Source organism: Polaromonas sp. YR568, from assembly GCF_900116715.1.
In the GTDB taxonomy this organism is placed as follows: domain Bacteria; phylum Pseudomonadota; class Gammaproteobacteria; order Burkholderiales; family Burkholderiaceae_C; genus Polaromonas.
On record NZ_FPBM01000002.1, the window covers coordinates 149,016 to 175,654 of the forward strand.

22 protein-coding genes and 2 tRNA genes are annotated in these 26,639 nt (G+C 62.5%); 9 read left to right on the forward strand and 15 right to left on the reverse strand.

Annotated elements, in window-relative coordinates:
- Positions 1 to 26 precede the first annotated feature (26 nt).
- Positions 27 to 2,618 carry a [protein-PII] uridylyltransferase gene (locus BM408_RS05170; protein ID WP_092127628.1) on the forward strand — a complete coding sequence of 864 codons (2,592 nt, stop codon included), beginning with the start codon at positions 27 to 29 and terminating at the stop codon, positions 2,616 to 2,618.
- Positions 2,619 to 2,621: 3 nt separating this feature from the next.
- Here the strand turns inward: BM408_RS05170 and BM408_RS05175 are convergent, their stop codons facing one another.
- The 9 genes from BM408_RS05175 to smc form a co-directional block, all read right to left on the reverse strand.
- On the reverse strand, positions 2,622 to 3,335 hold the full coding sequence (locus BM408_RS05175; protein WP_092127630.1) for a class I SAM-dependent methyltransferase: 714 nt from the start codon (positions 3,333 to 3,335) through the stop codon (positions 2,622 to 2,624).
- Positions 3,336 to 3,536: 201 nt separating this feature from the next.
- On the reverse strand, positions 3,537 to 4,076 hold the full coding sequence (gene def, locus BM408_RS05180; RefSeq protein ID WP_092127632.1) for a peptide deformylase: 540 nt from the start codon (positions 4,074 to 4,076) through the stop codon (positions 3,537 to 3,539).
- A gap of 78 nt (positions 4,077 to 4,154) precedes the next feature.
- Complete coding sequence (locus BM408_RS05185; protein ID WP_092127634.1) at positions 4,155 to 4,352, reverse strand: hypothetical protein; 198 nt, start codon at positions 4,350 to 4,352, stop codon at positions 4,155 to 4,157.
- A gap of 99 nt (positions 4,353 to 4,451) precedes the next feature.
- On the reverse strand, positions 4,452 to 5,168 hold the full coding sequence (locus tag BM408_RS05190; RefSeq protein WP_092127636.1) for an MgtC/SapB family protein: 717 nt from the start codon (positions 5,166 to 5,168) through the stop codon (positions 4,452 to 4,454).
- Positions 5,169 to 5,224: 56 nt separating this feature from the next.
- Positions 5,225 to 5,830, reverse strand: coding sequence for a hypothetical protein (locus BM408_RS05195; RefSeq protein ID WP_092127638.1), 606 nt, complete (start codon positions 5,828 to 5,830; stop codon positions 5,225 to 5,227).
- Positions 5,831 to 5,832: 2 nt separating this feature from the next.
- On the reverse strand, positions 5,833 to 7,899 hold the full coding sequence (gene ligA, locus BM408_RS05200; protein WP_092127641.1) for an NAD-dependent DNA ligase LigA: 2,067 nt from the start codon (positions 7,897 to 7,899) through the stop codon (positions 5,833 to 5,835).
- A 91-nt stretch (positions 7,900 to 7,990) separates the two neighbouring features.
- Positions 7,991 to 9,373 (reverse strand): hypothetical protein, encoded by a 1,383-nt coding sequence (locus BM408_RS05205; RefSeq protein WP_092127644.1) that lies wholly within the window; start codon positions 9,371 to 9,373, stop codon positions 7,991 to 7,993.
- A 122-nt stretch (positions 9,374 to 9,495) separates the two neighbouring features.
- Positions 9,496 to 10,566, reverse strand: coding sequence for a cell division protein ZipA C-terminal FtsZ-binding domain-containing protein (locus BM408_RS05210; RefSeq protein ID WP_092127646.1), 1,071 nt, complete (start codon positions 10,564 to 10,566; stop codon positions 9,496 to 9,498).
- Between the two features lie 6 nt (positions 10,567 to 10,572).
- Positions 10,573 to 14,109, reverse strand: coding sequence for a chromosome segregation protein SMC (gene smc, locus BM408_RS05215; RefSeq protein WP_092128488.1), 3,537 nt, complete (start codon positions 14,107 to 14,109; stop codon positions 10,573 to 10,575).
- A gap of 391 nt (positions 14,110 to 14,500) precedes the next feature.
- Here smc and dapC point away from each other — a divergent pair, with 391 nt between their 5' ends.
- The 8 genes from dapC (at position 14,501) to BM408_RS05255 (ending at position 22,977) form a co-directional block, all read left to right on the forward strand.
- The gene (dapC, locus tag BM408_RS05220; protein ID WP_092127648.1) at positions 14,501 to 15,706 is read left to right on the forward strand and encodes a succinyldiaminopimelate transaminase; all 1,206 of its coding nucleotides are present in this window, start codon (positions 14,501 to 14,503) and stop codon (positions 15,704 to 15,706) included.
- 13 nt (positions 15,707 to 15,719) lie between these two features.
- The gene (dapD, locus tag BM408_RS05225) at positions 15,720 to 16,556 is read left to right on the forward strand and encodes a 2,3,4,5-tetrahydropyridine-2,6-dicarboxylate N-succinyltransferase (protein WP_092127650.1); all 837 of its coding nucleotides are present in this window, start codon (positions 15,720 to 15,722) and stop codon (positions 16,554 to 16,556) included.
- A gap of 157 nt (positions 16,557 to 16,713) precedes the next feature.
- Positions 16,714 to 17,859: a PilT/PilU family type 4a pilus ATPase gene (locus tag BM408_RS05230; protein ID WP_092127652.1), complete on the forward strand. Its 1,146-nt coding sequence runs from the start codon at positions 16,714 to 16,716 to the stop codon at positions 17,857 to 17,859.
- Between the two features lie 42 nt (positions 17,860 to 17,901).
- The gene (gene dapE / locus BM408_RS05235) at positions 17,902 to 19,062 is read left to right on the forward strand and encodes a succinyl-diaminopimelate desuccinylase (protein WP_092127654.1); all 1,161 of its coding nucleotides are present in this window, start codon (positions 17,902 to 17,904) and stop codon (positions 19,060 to 19,062) included.
- Entirely contained in the window at positions 19,059 to 19,970 is a 912-nt protein-coding gene (gene prmB, locus BM408_RS05240; protein WP_175541694.1) for a 50S ribosomal protein L3 N(5)-glutamine methyltransferase, read from the forward strand. Before dapE ends, prmB begins: the two co-directional genes overlap by 4 nt.
- 108 nt (positions 19,971 to 20,078) lie before the next feature.
- Positions 20,079 to 22,091: an ABC-F family ATP-binding cassette domain-containing protein gene (locus tag BM408_RS05245; RefSeq protein WP_092127658.1), complete on the forward strand. Its 2,013-nt coding sequence runs from the start codon at positions 20,079 to 20,081 to the stop codon at positions 22,089 to 22,091.
- Between the two features lie 100 nt (positions 22,092 to 22,191).
- The gene (locus BM408_RS05250; protein WP_092127660.1) at positions 22,192 to 22,446 is read left to right on the forward strand and encodes a GlsB/YeaQ/YmgE family stress response membrane protein; all 255 of its coding nucleotides are present in this window, start codon (positions 22,192 to 22,194) and stop codon (positions 22,444 to 22,446) included.
- Between the two features lie 27 nt (positions 22,447 to 22,473).
- Positions 22,474 to 22,977: a hypothetical protein gene (locus BM408_RS05255; RefSeq protein WP_092127662.1), complete on the forward strand. Its 504-nt coding sequence runs from the start codon at positions 22,474 to 22,476 to the stop codon at positions 22,975 to 22,977.
- A gap of 23 nt (positions 22,978 to 23,000) precedes the next feature.
- On the opposite strand, the gene BM408_RS05260 is transcribed toward BM408_RS05255, so the two are convergent.
- The 6 genes from BM408_RS05260 to ybgF form a co-directional block, all read right to left on the reverse strand.
- Entirely contained in the window at positions 23,001 to 23,411 is a 411-nt protein-coding gene (locus BM408_RS05260) for a YybH family protein (protein WP_175541695.1), read from the reverse strand.
- Positions 23,412 to 23,622: 211 nt separating this feature from the next.
- A tRNA-Lys gene (locus tag BM408_RS05265) sits at positions 23,623 to 23,698 on the reverse strand.
- An 8-nt stretch (positions 23,699 to 23,706) separates the two neighbouring features.
- Positions 23,707 to 23,782, reverse strand: a tRNA-Lys gene (locus tag BM408_RS05270).
- Between the two features lie 104 nt (positions 23,783 to 23,886).
- Positions 23,887 to 24,666: a tRNA threonylcarbamoyladenosine dehydratase gene (locus tag BM408_RS05275; protein ID WP_092127666.1), complete on the reverse strand. Its 780-nt coding sequence runs from the start codon at positions 24,664 to 24,666 to the stop codon at positions 23,887 to 23,889.
- 23 nt (positions 24,667 to 24,689) lie between these two features.
- A complete protein-coding gene (locus BM408_RS05280) occupies positions 24,690 to 25,805 on the reverse strand; it encodes a YeeE/YedE family protein (protein WP_092127668.1) in 1,116 nt (371 codons plus the stop codon).
- 67 nt (positions 25,806 to 25,872) lie between these two features.
- On the reverse strand, positions 25,873 to 26,628 hold the full coding sequence (gene ybgF, locus BM408_RS05285; protein ID WP_092127670.1) for a tol-pal system protein YbgF: 756 nt from the start codon (positions 26,626 to 26,628) through the stop codon (positions 25,873 to 25,875).
- Between the last annotated feature and the right edge of the window lie 11 nt (positions 26,629 to 26,639).

A 26,639-nucleotide genomic window follows, 5' to 3' on the forward strand; every position in this document is an offset into this window, starting at 1 on the left:
CTTCCCATGAGCCGGCTCACGCAGCCATGAGCGACCTGGCTCAGGTGCGTGAGCACTACAAGGCCGGCAAAGCCGCCCTGCTGGCCTCGCTGGGCGCCGGCGGCGCCTCTTCCCGCGGCATTCACAGCCTGCTGCAAAAACTGGCCCGCCACGCTGACGGCACCTTGCAGCTGCTTTGGCAGCGCGCCGGCTTCCCCGCTGCAGCCTGCCTGGTCGCTGCGGGCGGTTTTGGCCGGGGCGAGCTGTTCCCCCATTCAGATGTGGACGTGTTGCTGCTGTTGCCGGACGACACCGATGTCGACGCCAACCCGGCCCTGAAAGCCAAGATCGAGAGTTTTATCGGCGGCTGCTGGGACGTGGGCCTCGAAATCGGCTCCAGCGTGCGCACGGTTTCCGGCTGCGTCGAAGAAGCCGCCAAAGACGTCACGGTGCAGACCTCACTGCTCGAGGCTCGCCTGGTGGCCGGCGCCAAGAAAAGCTTTCTCCAGCTGCAAAACCGGCTCGCCGCCGTGCTGGACCCGCAGGCGTTTTACGTGGCCAAAACGCTAGAGCTGCGCCAGCGCCACAACAAATTCGAAAACACGCCCTACTCGCTCGAGCCCAACTGCAAGGAGTCCCCTGGCGGCCTGCGCGACCTGCAGGTGATTCTGTGGGTGGCGCGCGCTGCCGGCCTGGGCAAATCGTGGGACGACCTGGCCCGCAACGGCCTGGCCACGGCTTTTGAGGTGCGCCAGATCAAGGCCAATGAGGCGCTGCTGAGCCTGATACGCGCACGCCTGCACCTGATTGCCGGGCGGCGTGAAGACCGGCTGGTGTTTGATTTGCAAACCGCCGTCGCCGAGTCCTTCGGTTACTCCGCTGAAGCCGACGATGGCAGCAAAGTGCCGCGCCGCGCCAGCGAGGCGCTGATGAAACGCTATTACTGGGCCGCCAAGGCCGTGACCCAGCTCAACCAGATTCTGTTGCTCAATATTGAAGAGCGCCTGAATCCGAATACCTATCCCATACGCCCGATCAACGAGCGCTTTTCCGACAAAGCCGGCATGCTGGAAGTCGCCAGCGACGACCTGTATGTGCGTGAGCCGCACGCCATTCTTGAAACCTTTCTGCTCTACGAAACGACCGTGGGCATCAAGGGCCTGTCGGCGCGCACGCTGCGCGCGCTTTACAACGCCCGCGGGCTGATGAACAGCAAGTTCCGCAGCGACCCGGTCAACCGCGACACCTTCCGCCGCATCCTGCAGCAGCCCGAAGGCATCACGCATGCCATGCGATTGATGAACCAGACCTCGGTGCTGGGCCGCTACCTCTGGATCTTCCGCAAGATCGTCGGGCAGATGCAGCATGACCTGTTCCACGTCTACACGGTGGACCAGCACATCCTGATGGTGCTGCGCAATGTTCGGCGCTTCTTCATGGCCGAGCACTCGCACGAGTACCCGATGTGCTCGCAGCTGGCGGCCGGCTGGGACAAACCCTGGATTCTGTACATCGCCGCCCTCTTCCACGACATCGCCAAGGGCCGCGGCGGCGACCACTCGGAGCTGGGCTGCAAGGACGTACGCGTTTTTTGCCGCCAGCACGGCATCAGCACCGAAGACTCCCAACTCATTGAATTCCTGGTGGGCGAGCACTTGAGCATGAGCCGCATCGCCCAGAAGGAAGACCTGAGCGACCCGGAAGTGATCGCCGCATTTGCCAAACGTGTGGGCAACGAGCGCTACCTGACGGCGCTGTACCTGCTGACGGTGGCCGACATCCGCGGCACCAGCCCCAAGGTCTGGAACGCGTGGAAGGGCAAGCTGCTCGAAGACCTGTACCGCTACACGCTGCGCGTGCTGGGCGGCCGCGCCCCCGACGCGGACGCCGAGGTGGAGGCCCGCAAGCGCGAAGCGCTGACAACACTGGCCCTGCACGCCGAGCCCTTTGAGGCGCACAAGACGCTGTGGGACACGCTGGACGTGAGTTACTTCATGCGCCATGAAGCCGCCGATATCGCCTGGCATGCGCGCCAGCTGTCACGCCATGTGGGCAAGGCCAAGGCGGTTGTGCGGGCGCGCCGCTCGTCAGCAGGCGAAGGCATGCAGGTGCTGGTTTACACGCCCGATGCGCCTGACCTTTTTGCGCGCATTTGCGGTTACTTTGACGAAGCCGGCTTCAGCATCCTGGACGCCAAGATTCACACGGCAAAGAACGGCTATGCGCTGGACACTTTCCAGGTGGTGAGCCCCACGCTGGCCGACCATTACCGCGAACTGGCCGCCATGGTGGAGGCCGAACTGGACCGCACCATCGAAAACCCCGGCCCTCTGCCGCCCCCGAGCAAAGGCCGTGTGTCGCGGCGGGTCAAGAGTTTTCCGATTGCGCCGCGGGTGGACTTGCGGCCCGATGAAAAAGCCCAGCGCTGGCTGCTCAGCGTATCGGCCAGCGACAGGGCCGGGCTCTTGTACCGCATCGCGCGTGTATTGGCGCGCCACCGTATCAACCTGCAACTGGCCAAGGTCAGCACCCTGGGTGAGCGCGTGGAAGATACCTTCCTGATCGATGGCCCCGAGTTGCAGCACAACAAGGCTCAGATCGCGATTGAGACTGAGCTGCTCGAAGCGCTGAATACCTGATCTTCAGCTGGCGGGTTTGCGCAGGTATTGCAGCAAGCGCCCCTTGTAAACGCCGCCGGCGCCTGGCAACTGCGTCACCTTCGTTTCGGTGCGCGAGTAACCCAAAGCATCCATCTTGCGATTAAAACTGGCCCGGTTGCCGCGATCAGGGTCCACGATCAGCACCTCGGTGTGCGGCAGCGCATGCAGCTCGATGAACTGCGACAGCACCTCAGGCTGGCCACGGTCGTAAAGCACGTCGCTGCCGATGATCAAATCAAAGCGCTCCAGCAGCGGGTTGGCACGTCCCCAATTACCCGTCTGGTACTTCATGGCCGGAAGATGGTTGAGCTTGAGGTTTTCCAGCAGAAACTCTGCCGTTAATGGGTGGCAGTCGCTGGCGGTAATGTTGCCGCCGCGGCGATGCACCACCAGGCTGGCCAGCGCCAGGCCGCAGCCCAGCTCCAGGATGCGCTTGCCTTCCAGTTCAAAGGTCAGCATGGCATGGGCCAGCACGCGGCCCGAGGGCCAGAGCAAGCCGAATATCGGCCAGGCCGACGAAGAGATGCCTTCGCGCTCAGCCTCGCCCAGGGGGTCATGGAATTGCTGCCGGTCCAGCAGCGAGCGCAGTTGCAGGTCATCGCCGCTGCCGCTCACGGTTTCAAACTTCAGCAGGTAGGGAGGAGGCGAAGCAGCTCCGGTGATGGGAACTGCTCCCGAAACGGGAGCGACCAACATCCGGAACACTTTCCTTGCGTGACAACACGCTCAAGCGGGGCGAAATAGCCCTCAGCCCGGTCAGTGTACGCCTTGACCTTCCTAGAGGCGCTCTGGCGCATTCCATTTCTACTTCAAAGCGAGAGTAGGCGTGCCGCCGCAGACAGTGCTACAGCACGGCAAGGCGGCGCAACGACCTATCGCTTTGAAGTAGGAATGGAATCAGTCGTCGTCCGACGCGTCGAGCCCCGGGAAAAGCACCTCGGTAAAACCGAACTGGCTGAAGTCACGAATGCGCATGGGATAAAGCTTGCCGATCAGGTGATCGCATTCGTGCTGCACAACGCGCGCATGAAAACCATCCACCGTGCGTTCAATCGCGTCGCCGTACTGGTCAAAGCCGCTATATCGAATACGCGAAAGGCGCGGAACCAAGCCTCGCAAACCGGGCACGGAAAGACAGCCTTCCCAGCCGTCCTCTTCTTCAGGGCCCAGGGGGGTAATCAGGGGGTTGAGCAAAACCGTGCGAGGCACCACCGGCGCGTCCGGGTAGCGCGGGTTGACTGTATCGGTGCCGAAGATCACCAGTTGCAGGTCAACGCCGATCTGTGGCGCCGCCAGGCCTGCGCCGTTGACGGCGTGCATGGTGTCAAACATGTCCGAGATCAGCAAGTGCAACTCGTCGGTGTCAAACGCCGTGACGGGCTGGGCCACGCGCAGCAGCCGCGGGTCGCCCATTTTGAGGATTTCGCGAATGGTCATGCGCCGATTATCGCGGCGCGGGGCCGCACTGAAAAGGCTTAAGAGCCTTAAAAGCCGGTTGACGATCCAGACGGGCTCTTAGCGCCAATACCGGTACCGGTACGGGCGGTAATAACCGGGTGCAGGCGCCACCACAATGGGCGCCGGCTGGACGTAAACGGGCCGGGACGGGTAAACCGCCACAGGGCCAGGTTCGATAGGCGCCACGACGCAACCAGACAGCAAAGCGGCCAGGCCGCCGGCAGCGGCAAGGGCAGATAAACGCTTGTAGTTCATGAAAAGCTCCTGTGTACAGGTCTTTTCAACGCCCGGCACTGCCGCCTGGCCTCACATCCGGCGTGCAAACCCCGGTAACGCCATGTAAGTCCGACTTATTTATTCGGTCGTACTGGCGCTCCAGTAAGCCTGGCTGACCATGGGCAAATCGCCCAGTTGCCTGACCAGGCGGTCCATGACGGCGCCGTCCACCGCAATCGCCACCAAAGTCGCCTGGATCTTCACGCCTTCATCGCCGAAGGAATAAACCTCCAGGTCATTGGTGGGGTAATGCAGTTCCTCCAGCGATTTCTCCAGAATGGCCAGCACCTCTTTCTGGTGGGTGCCCGAGGTGACGACATAGACCGTGTTGGTCACCTCGGCCGACTGAACATCCAGCGGCAGGCGATTGATCTGGTTGACGATGGGACGCAGCAGCGTGTTGGCGGCCAGCACAAAAAGCGTCGCAATGCCCGCCTGCACCACCAGGTCGGCGCCGGCACAGGCGCCCACCGCGCCCGAGCACCACAGTGTGGCAGCCGTGTTGAGGCCACGCACATTGCCCTCCTCCCGCATGATGACGCCGGCGCCCAGAAAGCCGATGCCCGACACCACATAAGCCACCACATGCACAGCGCCGGACGAGCCGGTGAGCCGGTTGGCCATGTCCACAAAAATCGCGGCGCCCACGGCCACCAGCACATTGGTCCGCAAACCGGCGGTGCGCTGCCGGTATTGACGCTCAAAGCCGATCAGGGCGCCGAACACAAAGGCGGAAGACAGGCTGACGAGCGAGTCAAGAAGATCTGGAGTGCTGATGGATTCAAGCGCCTGCATGGTGTGCCTTCAGTAAATCAAGCATCGGTTTAACGGTTTAACCCTGGATGATCCTGCTACTTGAATTCAGTGGCGTAGGGCACGCCGAAGAACCCTTTGCGGACATAGAACGTGGCGTATTTTGCATCCAGGTCCATACGAAAAACCCGCACATCCTGTCTTGCTCTCACAGTCTTTCCAGGTTCGCTGCCACCCCAGCCTGCGAGATGCAATGTCGCCCCGCGTTTACTGCCGGAAGGGGCCGGTTCGATCCGGAGAATCTGCGTGGTGACTCTGGCCACCGGAGATGAATCGAAGTGCACGTTGGCGCCCTCCACGATGGCTTGGGAGCAGAACAGGCAAACCCCGACGAACAGCAAGGACCCCGCGGCAAGCTTGCCGACGTCACTGGAAGCCCTGTGCAGCCGTTCAAGGAAAGCGGAAACAATGCCGGTGAGAACGGCGGCTGCGAGACAAACGAGTGCCCAGTCAGCCAGGGGCAGGAACGACCACCCGCCCGAAAATGTCACGTGAATGGGTGTCGTAAATTTGCTGCTGAAAGCCACCGTCAAAAGCACCATGCCGATGGCCAACCTGATGTACCACTCGAAAACCCGCCGGCGCTGCGCGCTGGCGCGCTCACGCGCGACATCAGCTTCGGGCGAAGTTTTACCTGCCGGCACGTTTATTCACTCGCCAGCATGGCCAGCAAAGCCGCTTCGTCAATGACCGGAACACCAAGTGTTTGCGCCTTGACCAGCTTGCTGCCGGCCTCCTCGCCCGCCACCACGTAGTCGGTCTTCTTGCTGACGGAGCCGGCCACCTTGCCGCCCGCAGCCTCGACCTTGTCTTTGGCCTCGTCACGGCTCAGGGTGGGCAAGGTGCCAGTGATGACGAAGGTCTTGCCCGAAAGCGGCTGCGGCGCCCGGGCGGCCGGCTCGCCCTCTTCCCAGGTCACGCCGCAAGCGCGCAGTTGCTCGACCACCTCGCGGTTGTGCGGCTGCTCGAAGAAGGTGCGAATACTTTGGGCCACGATGGGGCCGACGTCGCTGACTTCCAGCAACTGCTCTTCGGTGGCATCCATGATGGCGTCCAGCTTGCCGAAGTGGCGCGCCAGCTCCTTGGCGGTGGCTTCACCCACATGGCGTACGCCCAGTCCGAACAGGAAGCGCGGCAGCGTCGTCTGCTTGGATTTTTCCAGTGCTTCGAGCAGGTTGTTGGCCGACTTTTCCGCCATGCGGTCCAGGCTGGCCAGCGCGGTCAGGCCCAGTTTGTAGAGATCGGGCAAGGTGCGGATGACATTGGCATCCACCAGCTGCTCAACCAGCTTGTCACCCAGGCCCTCGACCTCCACCGCGCGCCGGTGCGCGTAGTGCAGGATGGCCTCCTTGCGCTGGGCGCCGCAGAAAAGCCCACCGGTGCAGCGGTAGTCGGCTTCGCCTTCTTCGCGCACGGCATCGGAGCCACAGACCGGGCAGGTACGCGGCATGGTGAACTGCGGCGCGTCCGGCACACGTTTGTCGAGCAGCACGCTGACGACTTCCGGAATCACATCGCCGGCGCGGCGCACGATGACGGTGTCGCCCACCCGCACGTCCTTGCGGCGGGCTTCGTCCTCGTTGTGCAGCGTCGCATTCGTCACCGTGACGCCGCCCACAAAGACCGGCGCCAGCTTGGCCACCGGCGTCAGCTTGCCGGTACGGCCCACCTGCACCTCAATGGCCTGCACGGTGGTGAGCTGCTCCTGCGCCGGGTATTTGTGCGCCACGGCCCAGCGCGGCTCGCGCGTGACAAAGCCCATTTTTCTCTGCAGCGCCAGGCTGTTGACCTTGTAGACCACGCCATCGATGTCGTAGGGCAGGCTGTCCCGCTGTTTGCCCATGGCCTCGTGAAACGCTATTAATTCGGGAGCGCCTTGCGCAAGCTGTGTCTGGGTTGCAACCGGAAAACCCCATGAACGAAGCGTCAGCAGCAGCTGAAAATGGGTATCAAACGCCGGGCCGCCCTCTTCCGCCGGTGAAATATCCCCCAGGCCGTAGGCAAAAAAGCTCAGCCGCCGCTGCGCTGCCAGGGTCGGATCCAGCTGACGCACGCCGCCGGCTGCCGCATTGCGCGGATTGACGAAGGTTTTTTCACCCTTGGCGCCTTGTGCAATCTTTTCGCGCTGCTTCTCGTTAAGCGCCTCGAAATCCGCACGGCGCATATAGACCTCGCCACGCACCTCCATCACAGGCGGCGCATCGGCAGGCAAACGAAGCGGAATCTGGTTGATGGTGCGGATGTTTTGCGTCACGTCTTCGCCGACCTCACCGTCGCCGCGCGTGGCGGCTTGCACAAGGATGCCGTTTTCATAACGCAAGCTCATTGCCAGGCCGTCGAACTTGAGTTCGGCCACGTATTCAACCGGCGGATCAGACTCGACGAGGCCCAATTCCTTGCGAACACGGGTGTCGAAGTTTTGCGCGCCGGTGGCCTCGGTATCGGTTTCGGTGCGGATGCTGAGCATGGGCACCTTGTGGCGCACGCTGGCGAACTGGTCCAGCGGCTTGCCGCCCACGCGCTGGGTGGGCGAATCCGGCGTCAGGAGTTCGGGGTGGGCGGCTTCCAGGGCTTGCAGCTCCCTGAACAACCTGTCGTATTCGGCATCGGGAACGCTTGGGTCGTCCAGCACGTAGTAGCGATGGGCATGCTGGTGCAAGACCTTGTGCAGTTCATCGCGTTGCTGGACGGGTGTCTTGGCGTTCCCTGGCATCTCAGAGAGGTCCTTTTAATTGATTCGATTTAAAAACATCCGCCAGTTTAGGGGAGCCGCCGCCAGTTGCGCAGTGATTCAACCGGGGAACTCAGGATTTGCAGCTTTGGGACGGGGCATCAGGCCAGACCACCGCGAGGGATTTGACGCGCCTCCAGGCAGCATCCTGCATTTCTTTCCACTGCGCGAATTGGCTACGGGGGTGCTGGAACTCGACCACCACGCCTTCACGCCGGAAGGCATGGCGGCAGGTGTCGCCTCCCTCGTGGCACAGCAGCCAGGTCGAAATTCTCCCGGTTTTATCCAGGCCGACGTATTGGAACTCCCTGCGGGGCGACCCCCGAGAATCCACGGACTGCTTCTGCAGGCCGGCCTCCGTACCTGCGGGTTCGACCGTGAAGTTGCTGTCGTTTTGGGCCTGCCAGACATGCAGGCGGTCAATGTCGCAAAGGGTCACTTGGACTTGGGCGTTGATCATCCCCACATCGAATCCCGGTTTACGGCCCGATACCGGGAAAGGTTCGAAATCCTTGCCCTGTGCATAAAAAGTCAGCACCGGCGGGCGATCTCTTGCGCCACCCAGGTAGGCAGCGGGAATATGCCATTGGCCGCGAGCCAGCCAAAACCGGGAATCCAGCGGCTCCGCCTTTGGCTGAAACCAGCTCAGGTCTTTGGCGCCGTTGCGTTGCAGCTCGCAGGTCAGAACGCCGCCGAAAAATTCAGGCACGAAAGCCCCACGCCGGTAAGACCAGTATCGCCAGACCGGCTCACGGCTTTCGCCGACAGCCAGCGTCGCATGGCGCAGGGAAACCGGCCCATCCTGCATTGCAAAACCCGACAAATCCATGCGATCACGGGCCGGCCGCAAGCCATTACGCCCGCTGGTCAACAGGCAATAAGGCGCCCCCGCAGCAGCTTCCTCGGCAGCAGCGATGACTTTGGCCGGCACCTGCAGCGACCAGGCAAGCGCACAGACCGTAGTGACGGCGCCAACGCCGCTAAAAATGCGCAAACCGTGCTCCCCCCTCTCCTCACGATAGAGCCGCCCCAGGGCTACCCAGCCAAGCGCCAGCACCGCCAAGGCGCCGTGTATCCAAAAGCCATCGTCGAACCAGGCTTTCGTGATTACAACGGCCTGCCACACCACCACGCAGGCAAGGCCGAAAGCCGCCAATGCGGTAGTTGCACCCGACGAAAAAACACTTGGACCGGGCTCTGTTTTCCGTTTTCCTGAAAAAATCGGCACGGCCAACCGGGTGAGAAAACTGATGAGAGACCCAATGCAGGCAAATGTAAAAATCGCCGACCCCAGCGCAGCCCCCAGACCACCACACCCGGTGCATTGCGCGCGGGTGTCATCGATAAAGAGGTAGGTGGCGCAATAAAAAACCGTGAGACCGCAAGCCGGCAACCAGCGTCGCGGCAGAACCCAAGGCAGCGCGAACAAAAGCAAGGGAAACAACAGGAGCAGCATGGGGTGCAATTTCTTTGTCAAGAAAAGACCACAGTCTGCGGGGCCTGCGTGAGGCCGCCATGAAGAAAGTGAAGCCGGCGTGAAGTGGCGCGCCGGCGCCCGCCCCCCCTGCTAACGGCGAATCAGCTGAACAGCCGCCGCCCCAGCACCGAACCTGCTGACAGATCACGACTGTCCAGCGTGTCGTACAACTGCTCCAGGTCGGCGTGGATGACTTCCATCGCTTCAGGACGGATCAGGTTGCCGTTGTCGTCGATGATCACGCCGTCCATGTTGGCGGCCAGGGAGAGTGCGGCTTCGCACATGCGGGCAAAGGGTTTTTCAGAGCGCAGTACTTGAGGCACATCCAGCGACAGCGTGAGTTCGCGCAGCGCCGTCTGCTCGGGGTCTTCGGCCATGGCGGCCTGGGTATCGAAGGCCAGGCCCAGGATGGGCGCATGACCCTGCTGGCTGGCCGGCAGCACCATACGGCCTGGGATAGAGCCGGCGACAAAACCGAGCCGCCCTGCGCTTTGCTGCACATAGCCCGGGCTCCAGGCGGTGTTGACAGCACGCAAGGTAAAGCTCAGCTGTGCATCGTGCCCACTGGCGAACTGGTCCAATTCGCGGGCGCGGGCCACTTCGTCCAGCATTTCCGGAAATTCCGGCTCGCCGCCTATGGCGTCGGCAAAGGCCTGCGCCTTCATCACAAATTCTGAGTATTCGATCTGGTTGAGTGCGCCGGTGCGGTTGGCCAGTTGCACACCGCACTGAAAAGCGCTGTAACGATGGCCGGCGGTGGGAAATTCCCATTCGCCGGTGATGACGCTCAGACCTTCCACGCCAAAAGGCTTGCTGCCGGCCCGGCGCGTGCTGGGCATGGCGGCCAGTGCGGCTTCGCCCGACACCATGCCGTCGATCACCACCGGCGCGACGGCGTCGATCAGCACGTCGAGGCCGGGCTTTCGGTCGGGTGTCATGGTCGTGAGTGACGCCAGCGATGCCAGGCCGGAATCCACATCAAAGCTGGGCTCCTGCCGTTCGGCGGTGCCGCCTTCGCTGTCTTGCACCGGTGCAACGGGCTGCTCGGCAGGAGGCGCTTCCGGCGTGGCCTGTTTGGGCAGGTTTCGGCGTGAGGACCAGGCGCTATGGGCCACCACGCCGGCAAGCACCAGCCCGCCCACCACCGCCAGACTGATCTGCAAACTGCTCATCGTGGATCAGGCGGCTTCGGCGAAACCGATGGCGGCTTCCATGTCCACCGCCACGATGCGCGAAACGCCCTGCTCCTGCATGGTCACGCCGATCAACTGCTCGGCCATTTCCATGGCGATCTTGTTGTGGCTGATGAAGAGGAACTGGGTTTCCTTGCTCATGGAGCGCACCAGCTTGGCATAGCGCTCGGTGTTGGCATCGTCCAGCGGTGCGTCGACCTCATCCAGCAAGCAGAAAGGTGCTGGATTGAGCTGGAAGATGGCAAACACAAGCGCGATGGCCGTGAGCGCCTTTTCGCCGCCGGACAGCAGATGAATGGTCTGGTTCTTCTTGCCGGGCGGCTGGGCAATCACCTGCACGCCGGCGTCGAGGATTTCCTCGCCCGTCATCATGAGCTTGGCGTTGCCACCGCCAAAGAGCTCGGGGAACATGCGGCCGAAATGACCGTTGACGGTGTCAAAGGTGCTGGACAGCAAATCGCGCGTTTCGATGTCGATCTTCTTGATCGCATCTTCCAGCGTGGTCATGGCTTCGTTCAGGTCGGCAGACTGCGCGTCGAGGAATTGCTTGCGCTCGCGCGCCGTGCTCAGCTCGTCCAGGGCGGCCAGGTTGACGGCGCCCAGCGACTGGATTTCGCGGTTGATGCGGTCGATCTCGCCTTGCAGGCCGGTCAGGCGCACATTGCCGGACTGGATGGACTCTTCCACCGCGGCCAGGTCAGCCTGCGCGTCGGCCAGCAGCTGCGCGTATTGCTCAAAGCCCAGGCGCGCAGCCTGCTCTTTCAGCTGGAATTCGGTGATGCGCTGGCGCAGCGGATCCAGCTCGCGCTCGAGTTGCAGGCGGCGCTCATCGCTGGCGCGCAGCTTGTTGGTCAGGTCGTCGTACTGGCTGCGCTTGGCACCCAGGTCGGCTTCGCGCTCCAGCTTCACGCTCAGGGCGCTTTGCAGGCCGGCCTGCGCGGCGGCGTCGGTCAGGCGCGTGAGTTCTTCGCGGGCTTGCGCCTCTTCACTGGCAATAGAGCTGGCCTGCTGGGCTGCAATGTCGATAGAGCGCGTCAGCTCTTCGCGGCGGGAGGCCAGGCTGCGCAGCGCAAACGTGGCTTCCTGCGCCTGGCGCTCCAGCGTGCGCTGCTGCTCGCGTGATTCGCCCAGCTTGCGCTCGGTTTCGATCACACGGTCATCAAGCTGCGCGTGGCGTTCCTGGCTGTCGGCCAGCTGCATGTCCAGCTCTTCAAAGCGGCCTTCGGCGGTGACCTTGCGCTCTTGCAGCTCACCCAGCTGTGCTTCGATTTCGGCCATGTCGGCCTGGATCTGCTCGCTGCGCGCGCGGGTCTGCTCGGCCAGCTGCGTCAGGCGCAGCACTTCGACCTGCAGCTCATGGGTACGGCTCTGGCCTTCGGCGGTTTCGCGGCGCGCCGTGGCCAGGCGCTGGGCGGCGTCGGCGTAGGCTGCTTCGGCGCGTATCAGCGCGGAGCGGGCCTCTTCGCTGATCAGGGCCTGGGCCTTGAGCTGCTTGTCGAGGTTTTCGATTTCCTGGGCGCGGGCCAGCAAGCCGGCCTGCTCGGAATCCTGGGCGTAAAAGCTCACGCTGTGGTGCGTGACGGCATGGCCGCTTTGCACATAAATCACTTCGCCGGCCTGCAGCTTGTCGCGCGCGGCCAGGGCGTCGTCCAGGCCTTGGGCTGTATAGCAGCCCTGCAGCCAATCGCCCAGCAATGCCGACTGGCCGGCGTCATTCAGGCGCAGCAGCTCGGTCAGTGGCTTAAGGTTGATCGCTGCATTGGCGCGCGCAGGCGCAGCGGCGCTGGGCGGTGAATAGAACGAAAGCTTGGCGGGCGGCGTGTCGCGTCCGTCGGTGCCGGCAAAGCCGCGCACCATGTCGAGCCGGCTGACTTCCAGCGCCCCGAGGCGCTCGCGCAACGCGGCTTCCAGCGCGTTTTCCCAGCCTTGTTCAATGTGGATGCGGCTCCACAGGCCTTGCAGGCCGTCCAGGCCGTGCTTGGCCAGCCAGGGCTTGAGCTTGCCGTCGGTCTTGACCTTTTCCTGCAGGGCCTTGAGCGCCTCCATGCGCGCCGACAGGTCGGCACGTTTGGCGGATTCGGTATTGACGGTGTGCTGCAACGTGCGGCGTTCTTCGTCGAGCTGCGGCACGCTGTCGGTCAGCTCGTGCAGACGGGCCTCGGCTTCAGCCTGGGCTTCCTGTGCGGCGGTGAACTGCGTGTTCAGGTTGGCCAGACGGGCTTCGTCAGGGGCGTTGAGCGCGTTGCGGTCGGCCGTGAGCTTTTCAAGGCGCAGGCTTAAGGAGCGCGACTGCTCTTCGATGTTGCGCTGGTCGGCGGCCAGCACCTGGATTTGCTGCTGCACCTGGCCTACGCTGGTGCGCTGCTCGTTGGCTTTGGCCTGGGCCTGGCGCAAGGCGTCTTCCAGGGCGGGCAACTGCGTCTGGTGCTCTTCGGTCTGTGCTGCCAGCAACTCGGCTTTTTCTTCAGCCTCAATGGCTTGCGCGGCCAGGTTTTCCGTCTCAACGGCGGCGTCTTCCTTGCGCGTAGCCCACTGGGCGGTTTGTTCTTTCAACTGGGCCAGGCGTTGCTCGACACGCTGGCGGCCATCGACCACGAAGCGGATTTCAGCCTCGAGGCGGCCGACTTCGGCACTGGCCTCGTAAAGCTTGCCCTGGGCCTGGTTGACCTGGTCGCCGGCGGAGTAATGCGCCTGGCGAATGGTTTCCAGGTCGGCCTCGATGTGGCGCAGGTCGGCCACGCGGCTTTCCAGGTCGTTCACAGCCTTTTCGGCGTCGGCCTTGACCTTGGACTGGTCGGCTTCGCTTTCGGCGCGTTTGAGGAACCACAGCTGGTGCTGTTTCAGGCTCGCGTCGGCGTGCAGCGTGTTGTAGCGCATGGCCACCTCGGCCTGCTTTTCGAGCCGGTCCAGGTTGGCGTTGAGTTCGCGCAGGATGTCTTCGACGCGGGTCAGGTTTTCGCGGGTGTCCGACAGGCGGTTGGCCGTCTCGCGGCGGCGCTCTTTGTATTTGGAAACGCCAGCAGCTTCTTCGAGGAAGAGGCGCAGCTCTTCGGGCTTGGACTCGATGATGCGGCTGATGGTGCCCTGGCCGATGATGGCGTAGGCGCGCGGGCCCAGGCCGGTGCCCAGAAACACATCCTGCACGTCGCGGCGGCGCACCGGCTGGTTGTTGATGTAGTAGCTGGAGGTGCCGTCGCGCGTCAGCACACGCTTGACGGCGATTTCGACAAACTGGCCCCACTGGCCGCCGGCGCGGTGGTCGGCGTTGTCAAACACCAGCTCGACGCTGGAGCGGCTGGCCGGCTTGCGCGTCGTGGTGCCGTTGAAGATGACGTCCTGCATGGACTCGCCGCGCAGCTCGGAGGCCTTGCTCTCGCCCAGCACCCATCGCACCGCGTCCATGATGTTGGACTTGCCGCAACCGTTGGGGCCCACCACACCGACCAGTTGGCCCGGCAGTACGAAATTGGTGGGCTCTGCAAATGACTTGAAACCAGATAGCTTGATCGAATTGAGACGCACGGCTGTCCCTGTTTTTTGGCCTGAGTCAGGGTCCATGAACCCTAACTCGTTGATTTTTATGGCGTTTTACGGCAAAACGCTGACACACGCCGTGTACCACTTTCAGTAGCGCACGGCCCGTCATGTTACCCGAGCGGGACAGGGATTTTGCCGGGAAAAAGGCCCTTGACGGGCCCGGCGTGAAACACTTTGCTTCCAGCCCGGCCGTCACGCCGAAATGCGCGAATTGCATCAAAAATTTCCCTCAAAGCTGACTCGACCGAAAGCTCTCTACGAAATTGGCACTTCGCCCATGCCGTACGTTGGTTTATTGCTATCAATTTAGTGGCAATCGGGGTGGTACAGGCCGCTGGGGCCGGAGGGCCTGCGGGCAAGGCTGGATAATCCAGGTATGAATCCCCTGCTTTCACGCCTTCAGCCCTATCCTTTTGAGCGGCTGCGCCAGTTGCACGCCGATATCACCCCCAACCCGGCCTACAAACCCATCAGCCTGGGCATCGGCGAGCCGCGCCACGCCACGCCGCAACTCGTCAAAGACGCCCTGACGGCCAGCCTGAGCGGGCTGGCCAGCTACCCGGGCACGCTGGGCGAGCCCAAATTGCGCCAGGCAATGGCCGACTGGCTGGCCCGCCGTTACAGCCTGAAGCTGGACCCGGCCACGCAGATCCTGCCGGTCAATGGCTCACGCGAGGCGCTGTTTTCGCTGGCGCAGACCGTGCTGGACGCCAGCAAACCTGGCGCCACCGTGGTCTGCCCCAACCCCTTCTATCAAATTTATGAGGGCGCGGCCCTGCTGGCCGGCGCCCAGACCTGGTTTGCGCCCAGCGTGCCCGCGCGCAACTTCGGCATCGACTGGGCGGCCGTGCCGGCCGAGGTTTGGGCCAAAACCCAGCTGGTGTTTGTCTGCTCACCCGGCAACCCGACAGGCGCGGTGATGAATCTGGCCGAATGGAAGCTGCTGTTCGAGCTCAGCGACCGCTACGGCTTTGTGATTGCCTCGGACGAGTGCTACAGCGAGATTTACTTCCGCGACGAGGCGCCGCTGGGCGGCTTGCAAGCGGCTTCGCAACTGGGCCGGCATGACTTCAAAAACCTGATTTCCCTGACCAGCCTGTCCAAACGCAGCAATGTGCCCGGCCTGCGCAGCGGCTTTGTGGCCGGTGACGCGGCGCTGATCAAACCGTTTTTGCTCTACCGCACCTACCACGGCAGCGCCATGAGCCCTATCGTGCAGGCGGCCAGCACCGCGGCCTGGGGCGACGAGCAGCACGTGGTGGACAACCGCGCGATGTACCGCGAAAAATTTGCCAAGGTCACCCCCATGCTGTCCGTCGTGATGGACGTTGCACTACCCGACGCAGGCTTCTACCTGTGGGCGGCAATTCCTGAAGTCTTCAAGGGCTCGGACACCGCGTTCTCACGCGAGCTGCTCGCTCTTTACAATGTCGTGGTGTTGCCGGGCAGTTACCTGGCACGCGATGCGCAGGGGCACAATCCCGGCGCCGGCAGAATCCGCATGGCACTGGTGGCAGAAACCGCCGAATGCGTGGAGGCCGCAGAGCGCATCGTCCAGTTCATCCAATCCAAAGTTCACTGAAAAAACCATTCTCATGACCCAAACCAACCTGCAAGCGCTCCAGCAAACCATTGACGCCGCCTGGGAAGACCGCGCCAACCTGTCGCCCAAGTCGGCGCCCAAGGACATTCTGGAAGCCGTCGAGCAAACGATTTCGCAGCTGAACAACGGCACCCTGCGCGTGGCCACCCGCGAAAGCGTGGGTGTGTGGACGACGCACCAATGGATCAAGAAAGCCGTGCTGCTGAGCTTTCGCCTGCAGGACAACGAACTCATGCGCGCCGGCGACCTGGGCTTTTTCGACAAGGTCAAAACCAAGTTTGCACACCTGAGCGAAGCCGAAATGCGCGCCACCGGCGTGCGTGTTGTGCCGCCCGCCGTGGCACGCCGCGGCAGCTTTATCGCCAAGGGCGCCATCCTGATGCCCAGCTACGTCAACATCGGCGCCTGGGTCGGCGAAGGCACCATGGTCGACACCTGGGCCACCGTGGGCAGTTGCGCCCAGGTCGGCAACAACGTGCACCTCTCCGGCGGCGTGGGCCTGGGCGGCGTGCTGGAGCCTTTGCAGGCCAACCCCACCATCATTGAAGACAACTGCTTTATCGGCGCACGCTCTGAAGTGGTCGAAGGCGTGATCGTCGAAGAAAACTCGGTGATCTCCATGGGCGTCTACATCGGCCAGAGCACGCCGATTTATGACCGCGAAGCCGACACCGTCAGCTATGGCCGTATCCCTGCGGGTTCCGTGGTGGTGTCGGGTAACCTGCCCAAGGCCGGCGGCAAGTACAGCATGTACTGCGCGGTGATCGTGAAGCGGGTGGATGCGAAAACCCGTTCGACGACCAGCCTGAACGATTTGCTGCGCGACTAGACATGACCCCCACGCTTCTCGCTTCGCGTAGTTCGCTGCCCCCCGAGGGGGCCGCTGCGCCTGCGGCCCGGCAAAGCCGGTTCCGCGGCCCCTGCTGGCGAGGAGCCGTAAGCTTAGTGGCGGACGTTGTATTTCATTTCAATCAAGAGGGTGGACTATGAGCACGATGGAAAGAATCCTTCGCTTGATGGCGGACAAGAAAGCGTCGGACGTTTACCTGTCGGCGCACTCCCCCGCCCTGATCAAGATCAACGGCCAGGCGATTCCCATCAATGCGCAAATCCTGCCGCCGGATGCGCCGCGCAACCTGCTGGCCGAAGTGCTGCCGCCCGAGCGCATCGAAGAGATGGAAGAAATGGGTGAGCTCAACATGGCGCTACCCATCGCCGGCCTGGGCAACTTCCGGATCAGCGCCTTCAAGCAGCGCAGCACCTATGCCGCGGTGATCCGCTATATCCCCAACGAAATCCCGCCCCTGCAAAGCCTGAATGTGCCGCCCATCCTGGCGGACCTGATCATGGAAAAGCGCGGGCTGCTGTTGATGGTGGGCTCCACCGGCGCCGGCAAAAGCACCACGCTGGCCGCGATGATGGACCACCGCAATGAAACCACACTGGGCCACATCCTCACGATTGAAGACCCGGTCGAGTTCTTGTTCACCAACAAGAAGTCGGTGGTCAACCAGCGCGAGGTCGGCAGCGACACGCAGTCCCTGCAAGTGGCGCTGAAAAACGCGTTGCGCCAGGCGCCCGACGTGATCCTGATCGGCGAAATCCGTGACCGCGAAACCATGTCAGCCGCAATTGCCTATGCGCAGTCGGGCCACCTGTGCCTGGCCACCATGCACGCCAACAACAGCTACCAGGCACTCAACCGTATCCTGAGCTTTTACCCGGTGGAAGTGCGTAGCACCATGCTGGGCGACCTGGGCGCGGCCCTCAAGGCCATCGTCTCGCAGCGCCTGCTGCGCACGCAAGACGGCGGCCGCACGCCGGCGGTCGAGGTCATGCTCAATACCAAGCTGATTTCCGAGCTGATTGAAAAGGGCGACTTCTCCGGCGTGAAGGAAGCGATGGAAAAATCCATGGCCGAAGGCTCGCAGACCTTTGAGCAGGATATTGCCAAGCTGATCGTGGCCGGCACCGTCACGCGCAAGGAAGGCATTTTGTACGCCGATTCGCCGACCAACCTGATGTGGCGGCTGGAGAACGACTTCGCCGTCAAGGCCAAGACTCTGGAGCCCGAAGAGGATCCGGATGACGAACCATCCTTCACCGAGATCACGCTGGACGTGAAACACTAAAAACACGGCCGCGCTCGTTTTCGGGCCGACTTGAACCTGAACATGTCCCGAACCCTGCATCTCGCTGAACAGCTTATTTCGCGCCCCTCCGTCACGCCCGACGATGCCGACTGCCAGGCCATGCTGATTGCGCGGCTGGCGCCACTGGGCTTTGAGTGCGAAACCATCGTCAGCGGCCCTGAGAGCTTTCGTGTGACCAATCTCTGGGCCAAGCGCGCGGGCAAACCGGCGTCCGCCAAAACCCCGGCCAAGACACTTGTCTTCGCCGGCCACACCGACGTCGTGCCCACCGGCCCGCTTGACCAATGGCACAGCCACCCCTTCACACCCAGCCACCGTGACGGAAAGATGTACGGGCGCGGCACCGCCGACATGAAAACCTCCATCGCGGCCATGGTCGTCGCAGTGGAGGAATTCATCGCGGCCAACCCGGACCCGGCCCTGTCGATTGCCTTTCTGGTCACCAGCGATGAGGAAGGCCCGGCCGTGGACGGCACAGTCATGGTGTGTGAGCAGCTCAAGGCGCGCGGCGAAGTGCTGGACTACTGCATCGTGGGCGAACCCACCTCAGTCGACAAGCTGGGCGACATGATCAAAAACGGGCGCCGCGGCACCATGAGCGGCAAGCTCACCATCAAGGGCGTGCAGGGCCACATCGCCTATCCGCACCTGGCCAAAAACCCCATCCACCTGTTTGCACCGGCGCTGGCCGAACTGGTAGCGACCGAGTGGGACAAGGGCAATGCGTTCTTCCCGGCCACCAGCTGGCAGGTGTCCAACATCCATGGCGGCACTGGCGCCTCCAATGTCATTCCGGGCGAACTGGTGGTGGACTTCAACTTCCGTTTCTGCACCGAATCCACCCCTGAAAGCCTGCAGCAGCGTTTGCAGGCAGTGCTCAGCCGGCACCAGCTCGAGTACGACCTGAAATGGACCCTGGGCGGCCTGCCCTTTTTGACTACGCCAGGCACCCTGGTCGACGCCGTCAGCGGCGCGATCCAGGCCGAAACCGGCCTGCAAACCGAGCTCTCGACCACCGGCGGCACCAGCGACGGCCGTTTTATCGCCAAGATCTGCCCGCAGGTGATTGAGTTCGGCCCTATCAATGCCACCATCCACAAGATCAACGAACACGTGCTAGTGAGTTCGCTGGACCCGCTCAAGAACATCTACAAGGGCGTGCTGGAACGGCTGGCGGCATGAGGAACGCCACATCCTCAACCCCCATGACGGTGCTGGCGCTGGTCGAAGAATCCGCCGCCAAGCTGGATGCTGCAGGACTAAGTTATTCAGACGGCTTCGGGCAAGGCACAACCAACGCTTTTGACGAAGCGGCCTGGCTGGTGCTGTGGAAGCTGGGTTTGCCGCTGGACGACCTTGATTCGGTTGAAACCCGGCCGGTGACCAACGAAGAACAGGCGCAGGTTGCCGCGCTGCTGGACACACGTATCAGCACCCGCAAACCAGCCGCCTATCTGACGAACGAAGCCTGGCTGATGGGCCTGCCTTTTTACGTGGACGAGCGCGTGATCATTCCGCGCTCGCTTATCGCGGAGCTGCTGGCCGACGCGAGCATAGACCCCTGGCTGGGCGAGCACACCCAGCGGGTGCTTGACCTGTGCACCGGCAACGGCAGCCTGGCCGTGCTGGCCGCCATCACCTACCCCGATGTGGTGGTGGACGCCGCCGATATCAGCCTGGACGCTTTGGAGGTGGCCCGCATCAACGTAGACCGCCATCACCTGGACAGCCGTATCACCTTGATCGAGTCCGACGGACTGGCGGCCTGCCCGGGCCTGTATGACCTGATTTTGTGCAACCCGCCCTACGTAAACGCGGCCAGCATGGCGGCGCTCCCGGCCGAGTTCCGCGCCGAACCCGGCCTGGCGCTGGACGGCAACCGGGACGGCGGCACCGACGGCATGGACTTCATTCGAGACCTTTTTCAAAACGCCGCGCGCCATATGAGCGAAAATGCGGTGCTGGTGCTGGAAATCGGCAACGAGCGCGAGAATTTCGAGCGTGCCTTCCCGGCGCTTGAACCGCTGTGGTTCGAAACCAGCTCGGGTGCCGACCAGGTTTTACTGCTCACACGCGAACAACTGGCCTGAGGCCAATCGCCGGGGCCCCGCAGCGCTGAACTGCCGGCGCGGCTCTTGCCCACAAGGGTTAAAGCGCCTGCCGCGCTGCCCGATTCATTTTCCTGAAGCTGTTATTTAATGATTACCCTCAAAAACGTCGTGCTGCGCCGCGGCGCCAAAGTGATTCTGGACAGCGCGTCTGTCACCCTCAACCCGGGCGAAAAAATCGGGCTGGTGGGCCGCAATGGCGCGGGCAAATCGTCGCTGTTTGCGATGCTTAACGGCTCCCTGCACGAAGACGGCGGCGATTTTTCGATTCCAGCGCAATGGAGCATGGCGCAGGTGGCGCAGGACATGCCTGAGACCGACCAGAGCGCGACCGCCTTCGTGGTCGAAGGCGACGTGGTGCTGCTGGCGGCGCAGGCCGAGGTGGCCGCCTCTGAAGCCAGCGGCGACGGCGACCGCATGGCGCACGCCTACATGGCGCTGTACGACTCCGGCGCGCATGACGCGCAGGCCAGGGCCCAGGCGCTGATCCTGGGGCTGGGCTTTAAGGTCAGCGAGCTGGACAACCCCGTCAACAGCTTCTCAGGCGGCTGGCGCATGCGCCTGCAACTGGCGCGCGCGCTGATGTGCCCGTCTGACCTGCTGCTGCTGGACGAACCCACCAACCATTTGGACCTGGACGCACTGGTCTGGCTGGAAGCCTGGCTGAAAAAATACCAGGGCACCATGCTGGTCATCAGCCATGACCGCGAATTCCTCGACGCCGTGACCGACGTGACGGTACACATCGAAAGCGCCAAGCTGACCCGCTACGGCGGCAACTACAGCAAATTTGAAGACCTGCGCTCCGAGCAGATGGCGCTGCAACAAACCGCGTTTGCCAAGCAGCAAGACAAGATCGCCCACCTGCAAAAGTTCATCGCACGCTTCAAGGCCAAGGCCAGCAAGGCCAAGCAGGCGCAAAGCCGTGTGAAGGCGCTGGACCGCATGGAGAAAATCGCCCCGCTGCTCGCGGAAGCCGATTTCACCTTTGAGTTCAAGGAACCGGCCAACCTGCCCAACCCCATGCTATCGATGCAAAACGCCTTCTTCGGCTACCCGCCGCCTGAGGATGCACCCGAAGGCACGCCACCCACGGTCATTGTGCAGAACGTCAGCAAATCGGTGCTGGCCGGTCAGCGCATCGGCATTCTGGGCGCCAACGGCCAGGGTAAATCGACGCTCGTTAAAACTGTGGCGCGTGCGCTGGCGCCCATTAGCGGCGACATGACCGAAGGCAAGGGCCTGAACATCGGCTACTTCGCGCAGCAGGAACTCGACGTGCTGCGCCCGGCCGACACGCCGCTGGAGCACATGATCCGCCTGGTGAAAGAAGTCACCGCCGCCGGCAAGATCAGCGGCCAGCAGACGCGCGAGCAGGACTTGCGCAGCTTTCTGGGCATGTTCAATTTCGGCGGCGACATGGTCAAGCAGGCTGTGGGCAGCATGAGCGGTGGCGAAAAAGCCCGCCTGGTGCTGTGCATGATCGTCTGGCAGCGCCCCAACCTGTTGCTGCTCGATGAGCCGACCAACCACCTGGACCTGGCCACGCGCGAGGCGCTGTCGATGGCGCTCAACGAGTTTGAAGGCACGGTGATGCTGGTCAGCCATGACCGGGCCTTGCTGCGTGCCGTCTGCGACGAGTTCTGGATGGTCTCGCGCGGTGGCGTGGCGCCTTTTGACGGCGACCTTGACGACTACCAGCGCTACCTGCTCGATGAAGCCAAGCGCCAGCGCGAGGAGGCCAAGAAGTCGGGTAACGCAGCGCCGGCTGCCGCGGCCAAGTCAGCCGCACCGGTAACCGCAGCTGAAGAGAAGAAGCCCGTGCCGCGTGAAACGCCCGAGCAGCGCAAACTCGACGCGCAGCGGCGCCAGCAGCAGGCCGAAGCCACCAAGCCCTTGCGCAAGGAAGTCGAAAAGATCGACCAGCGCATGAAGGCGCTCACCACCGAGCGCGATAGCCTGCAGGCCCTGTTGACCACCACCACCGCGCCAGCGGAGATCGCCCAGACCGGCAAGCGCCTCAAAGCCATCGAAGGCGAAATAGACATGCTGGAAGAACGGTGGCTTGAACTGACCGAGCAGATCGAGACCGCTGCGGTATAAAGTGCATGTGAGGCTGCCCCATCCGGCCCCGGTCACCCGGCAAGGGATGGTTCAGCTTCCCGCCACTCACAGCCACCTTACTTGCAGGGAGCTTCGCAGCATGCTATCCATCCTCGGAACCATTGTTGTCGGTTTGATTGTTGGCCTGATTGCCCGCGCCTTAAAGCCCGGCAATGACAGCCTGGGCTTCATCATGACCACCGTGCTCGGTATCGCGGGCGCCTTTGCCGCAAAGTACGCGGGCATTGCCACCGGTTTTTACAAAGAAGGCGACGTAGTGGGCTGGATTGCCTCCATCGTCGGCGCCATCGTCCTGCTCGTGATTTACGGGCTGATCACCAAGAAAAGCAGCTGATCTCGCGCCGCTGAAGAGAGCATCGCCATGCCGACCGCACTGCAAATGGCTTCTGACGACGCGGCCCTTGCGGCCGCCGTCAAACGCAGCCGCAAGCTGTTGAACAAGCGCGCCATGGTGGCAGCGGCGGCCAGCGCCGTGCCGGTGCCCGGCCTTGACTGGATGGTGGACGCGGCGATGCTGTCCAAGCTCATTCCCGAGATCAACAAGGAATTCGGCCTTACGCCGCAGCAACTGGACAAGCTCGAGCCCAAAAAGCGCGACCAGGTTCAGAAGGCCGTCACCATGGTGGGTTCCGTGCTCATCGGCAAGTTCATCAGCCGTGACCTGGTCATCAAAGCCGCCACCAAAATCGGCGTTCGCCTAACCACAAAGCAACTCGCCAAGTACGTACCGCTGGCGGGCCAGGTGGTCTCTGCTGCGGTGGGTTATGCCGCTATTCGCTACCTGGGTGAAGAGCACATGAAAGACTGCATACGGGTGGCCAGGCAAGCGCAGCTTGAACTACCGGCACTCGGATATTCGGCCTGAGGAGTGGATGGGTTTCAGGCCGCTTAAGGGGCGGCAGCCGGCTTGGGTACCGTAGATGGCCGGGCGATCTGCGTGGCCGCCAGGCGCCATTGCCCGTCTTTGAGCACCAGCACACGGCTGAAAAACATCTGGCCAGGCTCCGTGCCGGGAACAATGCGGCGCGACACACCCTGGCTGACGATGGTGTCTGCGCTGATAGCCTGCGACACCAGCGCCGTGTCCTCAAGCCGTGTCCCCGCCGGCAGGCCGGCCATCAGGCGCGTGACCAAGGATTCAATCTTGCCGCGCCCTTGTGTGACATCGCCCCATTCATTTTGCAAAGTGGCGTTCTCTGTCAGAAGTGAGGCCATGGCGCCTGCATCCCGGCGATTGAAGGTATCGGCGTAAGCCGCCTGGAACTTCGAAACGATTGCGTCGGTTTCTTGCTGGGACATGGGCGCTGCCTGAGACCAGGCAGCATTTGAGACGACGACCGCTGCTGCGGAGAGGATAAGTGCTTGCAGCTTCATGGCCCACGCTCCTGATTTGGTAGTGGGCCCAAGATAACACCAGACAGCTGAAACGTCGGGCAGGTTTCCCCTGATGCTTCAAACGCGCCCGGAAAGACAAAAGGACTTAGCCTTACGGCTAAGTCCTTGATGTACTTGGTGGGTTCTGACAGATTCGAACTGTCGACCTACGGATTAAGAGTCCGCTGCTCTACCAACTGAGCTAAGAACCCGAAAATTTTGGTGGGACCAGCGGGGGTCGAACCCACGACAAACGGATTAAAAGTCCGCTGCTCTACCAACTGAGCTATGGTCCCGATTTATATCACAGGGTTTCCCTTGCGATACATTCCGGTTTTTACCACTTCAAGAGTAGCAAAGCCTTGAATTATAGCGTGGTTTTTTTGTACTCCGCAAAATCTCAAGCGGCAATTTTGTCCAGCGCCCAGCCGGCCGCGCACAGGCCGAAGGTTGAGGTCACGCTCACGACCGATCCATAGCCGTGGCAGTTCAGGCTACCGTCGCTTTGGTCGGCCGCGTTGGGCTGCAACACGGCCTCGCGGCTGAATACGCAGGCCACGCCTATCTTGCCTTTGCGCGCGGCGCCGTGCTCTTTGCGCAGCCTGTAACGCAATTGCGCCAGCAAGGGGTCATGCGTGACCAGCGCGAGGTCGTCGATGTCGACGCGGTGCGCGAGCCGCTTGCCGCCGGCTGCGCCCACGCTGACCAGATTCACCTTGTTGGCGATCGCCCAGGCCGCCATGGCTGTCTTGGCTTTGACCTGGTCGCAGGCATCGATCACGGCAAGCTGCTTGCGGTCAAACCCTGCTTCAAGGCCCAGAATGCCCGGCCAGTTGGCAGCATCGACAAACTCCTCGATGCCGTCGACACGGCACTCCGGATGAATTTGCGCAATGCGTTCACGCATCGCCTGCACCTTGGCCTGCCCCAGCGTGCTGTCCAGGGCATGGACTTGCCGGTTGATGTTGGATTCGGCGATGTGGTCAAGGTCGATCAGGGTCAGGCGGGCTACGCCGCTCCGGGCCGCGGCCTCAGCCGCCCAGGAGCCCACGCCGCCCAAACCCACCACCACGATGTGCGCCTGGCGAATCCGCTGTGCGCCTGCCGCGCCATAAAGGCGTGCCAGGCCGCCGAAGCGGCGCTCCAGGTCGGCGGGGAGTTCTTCGATGATGGATGCCATGGGAAGCCTGCAAAGACCTTGCGTCAGGCCGAGCGCTCAAGCCGCCAGACCTGGTACTTCAAGCCCGCCACGCAACCGGCCAGGATGGCGGCCAGCGCCACAAAGCTGGTCAAGCTCAAGGTCGAGATACCGGACAGGCCCTGCCCCACGGTGCAACCCATGGCGCAGACACCGCCCACACCCATCAGTGTGGCGCCCACCAGGTGATTGGCAGTGTCTTCCGCGTCGCGAAAGCCTTCCCAGCGGAAATTGCGCGAAAGCCCGGCATAAACGGCCGAGCCGGCAATCACGCCGAACACGGACACAATGCCCAGCGTAAGGACTTTGCTCTTGTCACTGAAAAACATCAGCCAGTCCACCGTATAGGCGACCGGCGAGACAAAACTCAGCGCCTCAGCCCGGCCGGAGTTGGTGGCGAGAAACGCCTCCTGCAGGGTTTCAGGATGCTCGGCCACATAACCCAGCCTTCCGCTGACCCACCACATGGCGGCCACGACGGCGCCTATGCCCAAACCGGCCAGCAGGTTGTCAAAGCGCCGGAAATCTTCGCCAAACAAAGCCCAGACGATCAGGCCCAGCCCGATCAGGATCGCCAGGCCGATGCCAGCCGCTGCGGGCGAAATGCCGATAGCACCGGCAACCCAATTCGGCAAGGTTGCGTTGGCCGTGAAATCGATGGCGACCTTGTCGACAGTTGCCACACGAACCACCGCAGTAATGCCTTTGAGCGTGGCAAAGGCCGCGATACCCATCACGGCAAAGACCACAACGGATTTCAGGCTGCCGCCGCCTATGCGCACCAGCGTCTTGCTGCCGCAACCCGAAGCCAGCACCATGCCGAAACCGAACATGGCGCCGCCCACCAGCGCTGAAAGCCAGATAAAGCGATTGGAGGCATAAAGTGTCTTGGCGGGATCGATCACACCGGCTGCCGCCATGGTGAAAAACCCGATCATGGCAACACCAATCGCCATGCCCCACATGCGCATGCGGGTCCAGTCGCCCATGTTCACAATGTCGCTGACAGCGCCCATGGTGCAGAAGTGCGTGCGCTGGGCAATCGCACCAAAAATCATCGAAAGAATGAAACCGGCCCAGAGAACCTGGGCCGTGAGACTGTTGAGTGCGGGGATATCCATCGCCCAATTTTAGGGCGGAATGGTTGCTGCGCCCCGGGGCGTGCCGAATGGCCCGCCCGGGTACGGATCACTTCAGCTTGGAAAGACGGTCCTTTGCCACTGCCGCCGCTTCTGCCTGGGGATAGGCCTTGACCAGGTCCTCCAGCGTCTTGCGGGCCGACTTGGTGTCCTTGAGCTCTATCTGGCAATTGGCCAGCGACAGCATCGCCTCAGGTGCGCGCATGTGATCGGGTTCGGCCGTGACGAGCGATCGGAAATTGGTCACGGCATCGCGGTAATTACGCAAGGCGTACTGCGCATTGCCCAGCCAGAACAAGGCTGAAGCCTTGTAGCCGGTTTGCGGGTAGCGCTTCATGAAGGCCAGGAAGCTGGTCTGCGCGGCCGCAAAGTCGCCCTTGCGAAGGGTAGCCAGCGCGGTTTCGAATTCCTGCTTTTCAGCAGGCTCGGCCACAAATTCCTTGCCGTCCACGTTGACCTTGCCCGGCTCGAACTTGCGCAGTCGCTCGTCCACGCCTGTCGTCAGGTCCTTTTGGGTGCGCTGCATCTCGACAACGTTGCGCGTCAGGTTTTCATTCTGTCCGCGCAAGGTGGCAAGTTCATTGCGCAAGGCTTCGATCTGGTTGGACAGGTCCAGCAGGCTGCGGCGCAGCTGGGCGTTGTCTTCATTGGTCTTTCGCACGTCATCAGCCATGCGCTGCTGCGAGCTGTCGACCTTCTGCCGCAAATCGAGAATCGCCTTGCGGGCCTCGTCGTCTTCAAACAGGCCGGCGTGTGCACTGAACGCCAGCATGCCGGCCGCGACCGTCGCGGCAATCCGGAACATGTTCACGGTGA

Excerpts from the sequence above, each read along its gene's own strand:
- BM408_RS05170 (WP_092127628.1), top strand. The coding sequence starts at position 27 with ATGAGCGACCTGGCTCAGGTGCGTGAGCACTACAAGGCCGGCAAAGCC.
- BM408_RS05175 (WP_092127630.1), bottom strand. The coding sequence starts at position 3,335 with ATGTTGGTCGCTCCCGTTTCGGGAGCAGTTCCCATCACCGGAGCTGCT.
- def (WP_092127632.1), bottom strand. The coding sequence starts at position 4,076 with ATGACCATTCGCGAAATCCTCAAAATGGGCGACCCGCGGCTGCTGCGC.
- BM408_RS05185 (WP_092127634.1), bottom strand. The coding sequence starts at position 4,352 with ATGAACTACAAGCGTTTATCTGCCCTTGCCGCTGCCGGCGGCCTGGCC.
- BM408_RS05190 (WP_092127636.1), bottom strand. The coding sequence starts at position 5,168 with ATGCAGGCGCTTGAATCCATCAGCACTCCAGATCTTCTTGACTCGCTC.
- ligA (WP_092127641.1), bottom strand. The coding sequence starts at position 7,899 with ATGCCAGGGAACGCCAAGACACCCGTCCAGCAACGCGATGAACTGCAC.
- BM408_RS05205 (WP_092127644.1), bottom strand. The coding sequence starts at position 9,373 with ATGCTGCTCCTGTTGTTTCCCTTGCTTTTGTTCGCGCTGCCTTGGGTT.
- BM408_RS05210 (WP_092127646.1), bottom strand. The coding sequence starts at position 10,566 with ATGAGCAGTTTGCAGATCAGTCTGGCGGTGGTGGGCGGGCTGGTGCTT.
- dapC (WP_092127648.1), top strand. The coding sequence starts at position 14,501 with ATGAATCCCCTGCTTTCACGCCTTCAGCCCTATCCTTTTGAGCGGCTG.
- dapD (WP_092127650.1), top strand. The coding sequence starts at position 15,720 with ATGACCCAAACCAACCTGCAAGCGCTCCAGCAAACCATTGACGCCGCC.
- BM408_RS05230 (WP_092127652.1), top strand. The coding sequence starts at position 16,714 with ATGAGCACGATGGAAAGAATCCTTCGCTTGATGGCGGACAAGAAAGCG.
- dapE (WP_092127654.1), top strand. The coding sequence starts at position 17,902 with ATGTCCCGAACCCTGCATCTCGCTGAACAGCTTATTTCGCGCCCCTCC.
- prmB (WP_175541694.1), top strand. The coding sequence starts at position 19,059 with ATGAGGAACGCCACATCCTCAACCCCCATGACGGTGCTGGCGCTGGTC.
- BM408_RS05245 (WP_092127658.1), top strand. The coding sequence starts at position 20,079 with ATGATTACCCTCAAAAACGTCGTGCTGCGCCGCGGCGCCAAAGTGATT.
- BM408_RS05250 (WP_092127660.1), top strand. The coding sequence starts at position 22,192 with ATGCTATCCATCCTCGGAACCATTGTTGTCGGTTTGATTGTTGGCCTG.
- BM408_RS05255 (WP_092127662.1), top strand. The coding sequence starts at position 22,474 with ATGCCGACCGCACTGCAAATGGCTTCTGACGACGCGGCCCTTGCGGCC.
- BM408_RS05260 (WP_175541695.1), bottom strand. The coding sequence starts at position 23,411 with ATGTCCCAGCAAGAAACCGACGCAATCGTTTCGAAGTTCCAGGCGGCT.
- BM408_RS05275 (WP_092127666.1), bottom strand. The coding sequence starts at position 24,666 with ATGGCATCCATCATCGAAGAACTCCCCGCCGACCTGGAGCGCCGCTTC.
- BM408_RS05280 (WP_092127668.1), bottom strand. The coding sequence starts at position 25,805 with ATGGATATCCCCGCACTCAACAGTCTCACGGCCCAGGTTCTCTGGGCC.
- ybgF (WP_092127670.1), bottom strand. The coding sequence starts at position 26,628 with ATGTTCCGGATTGCCGCGACGGTCGCGGCCGGCATGCTGGCGTTCAGT.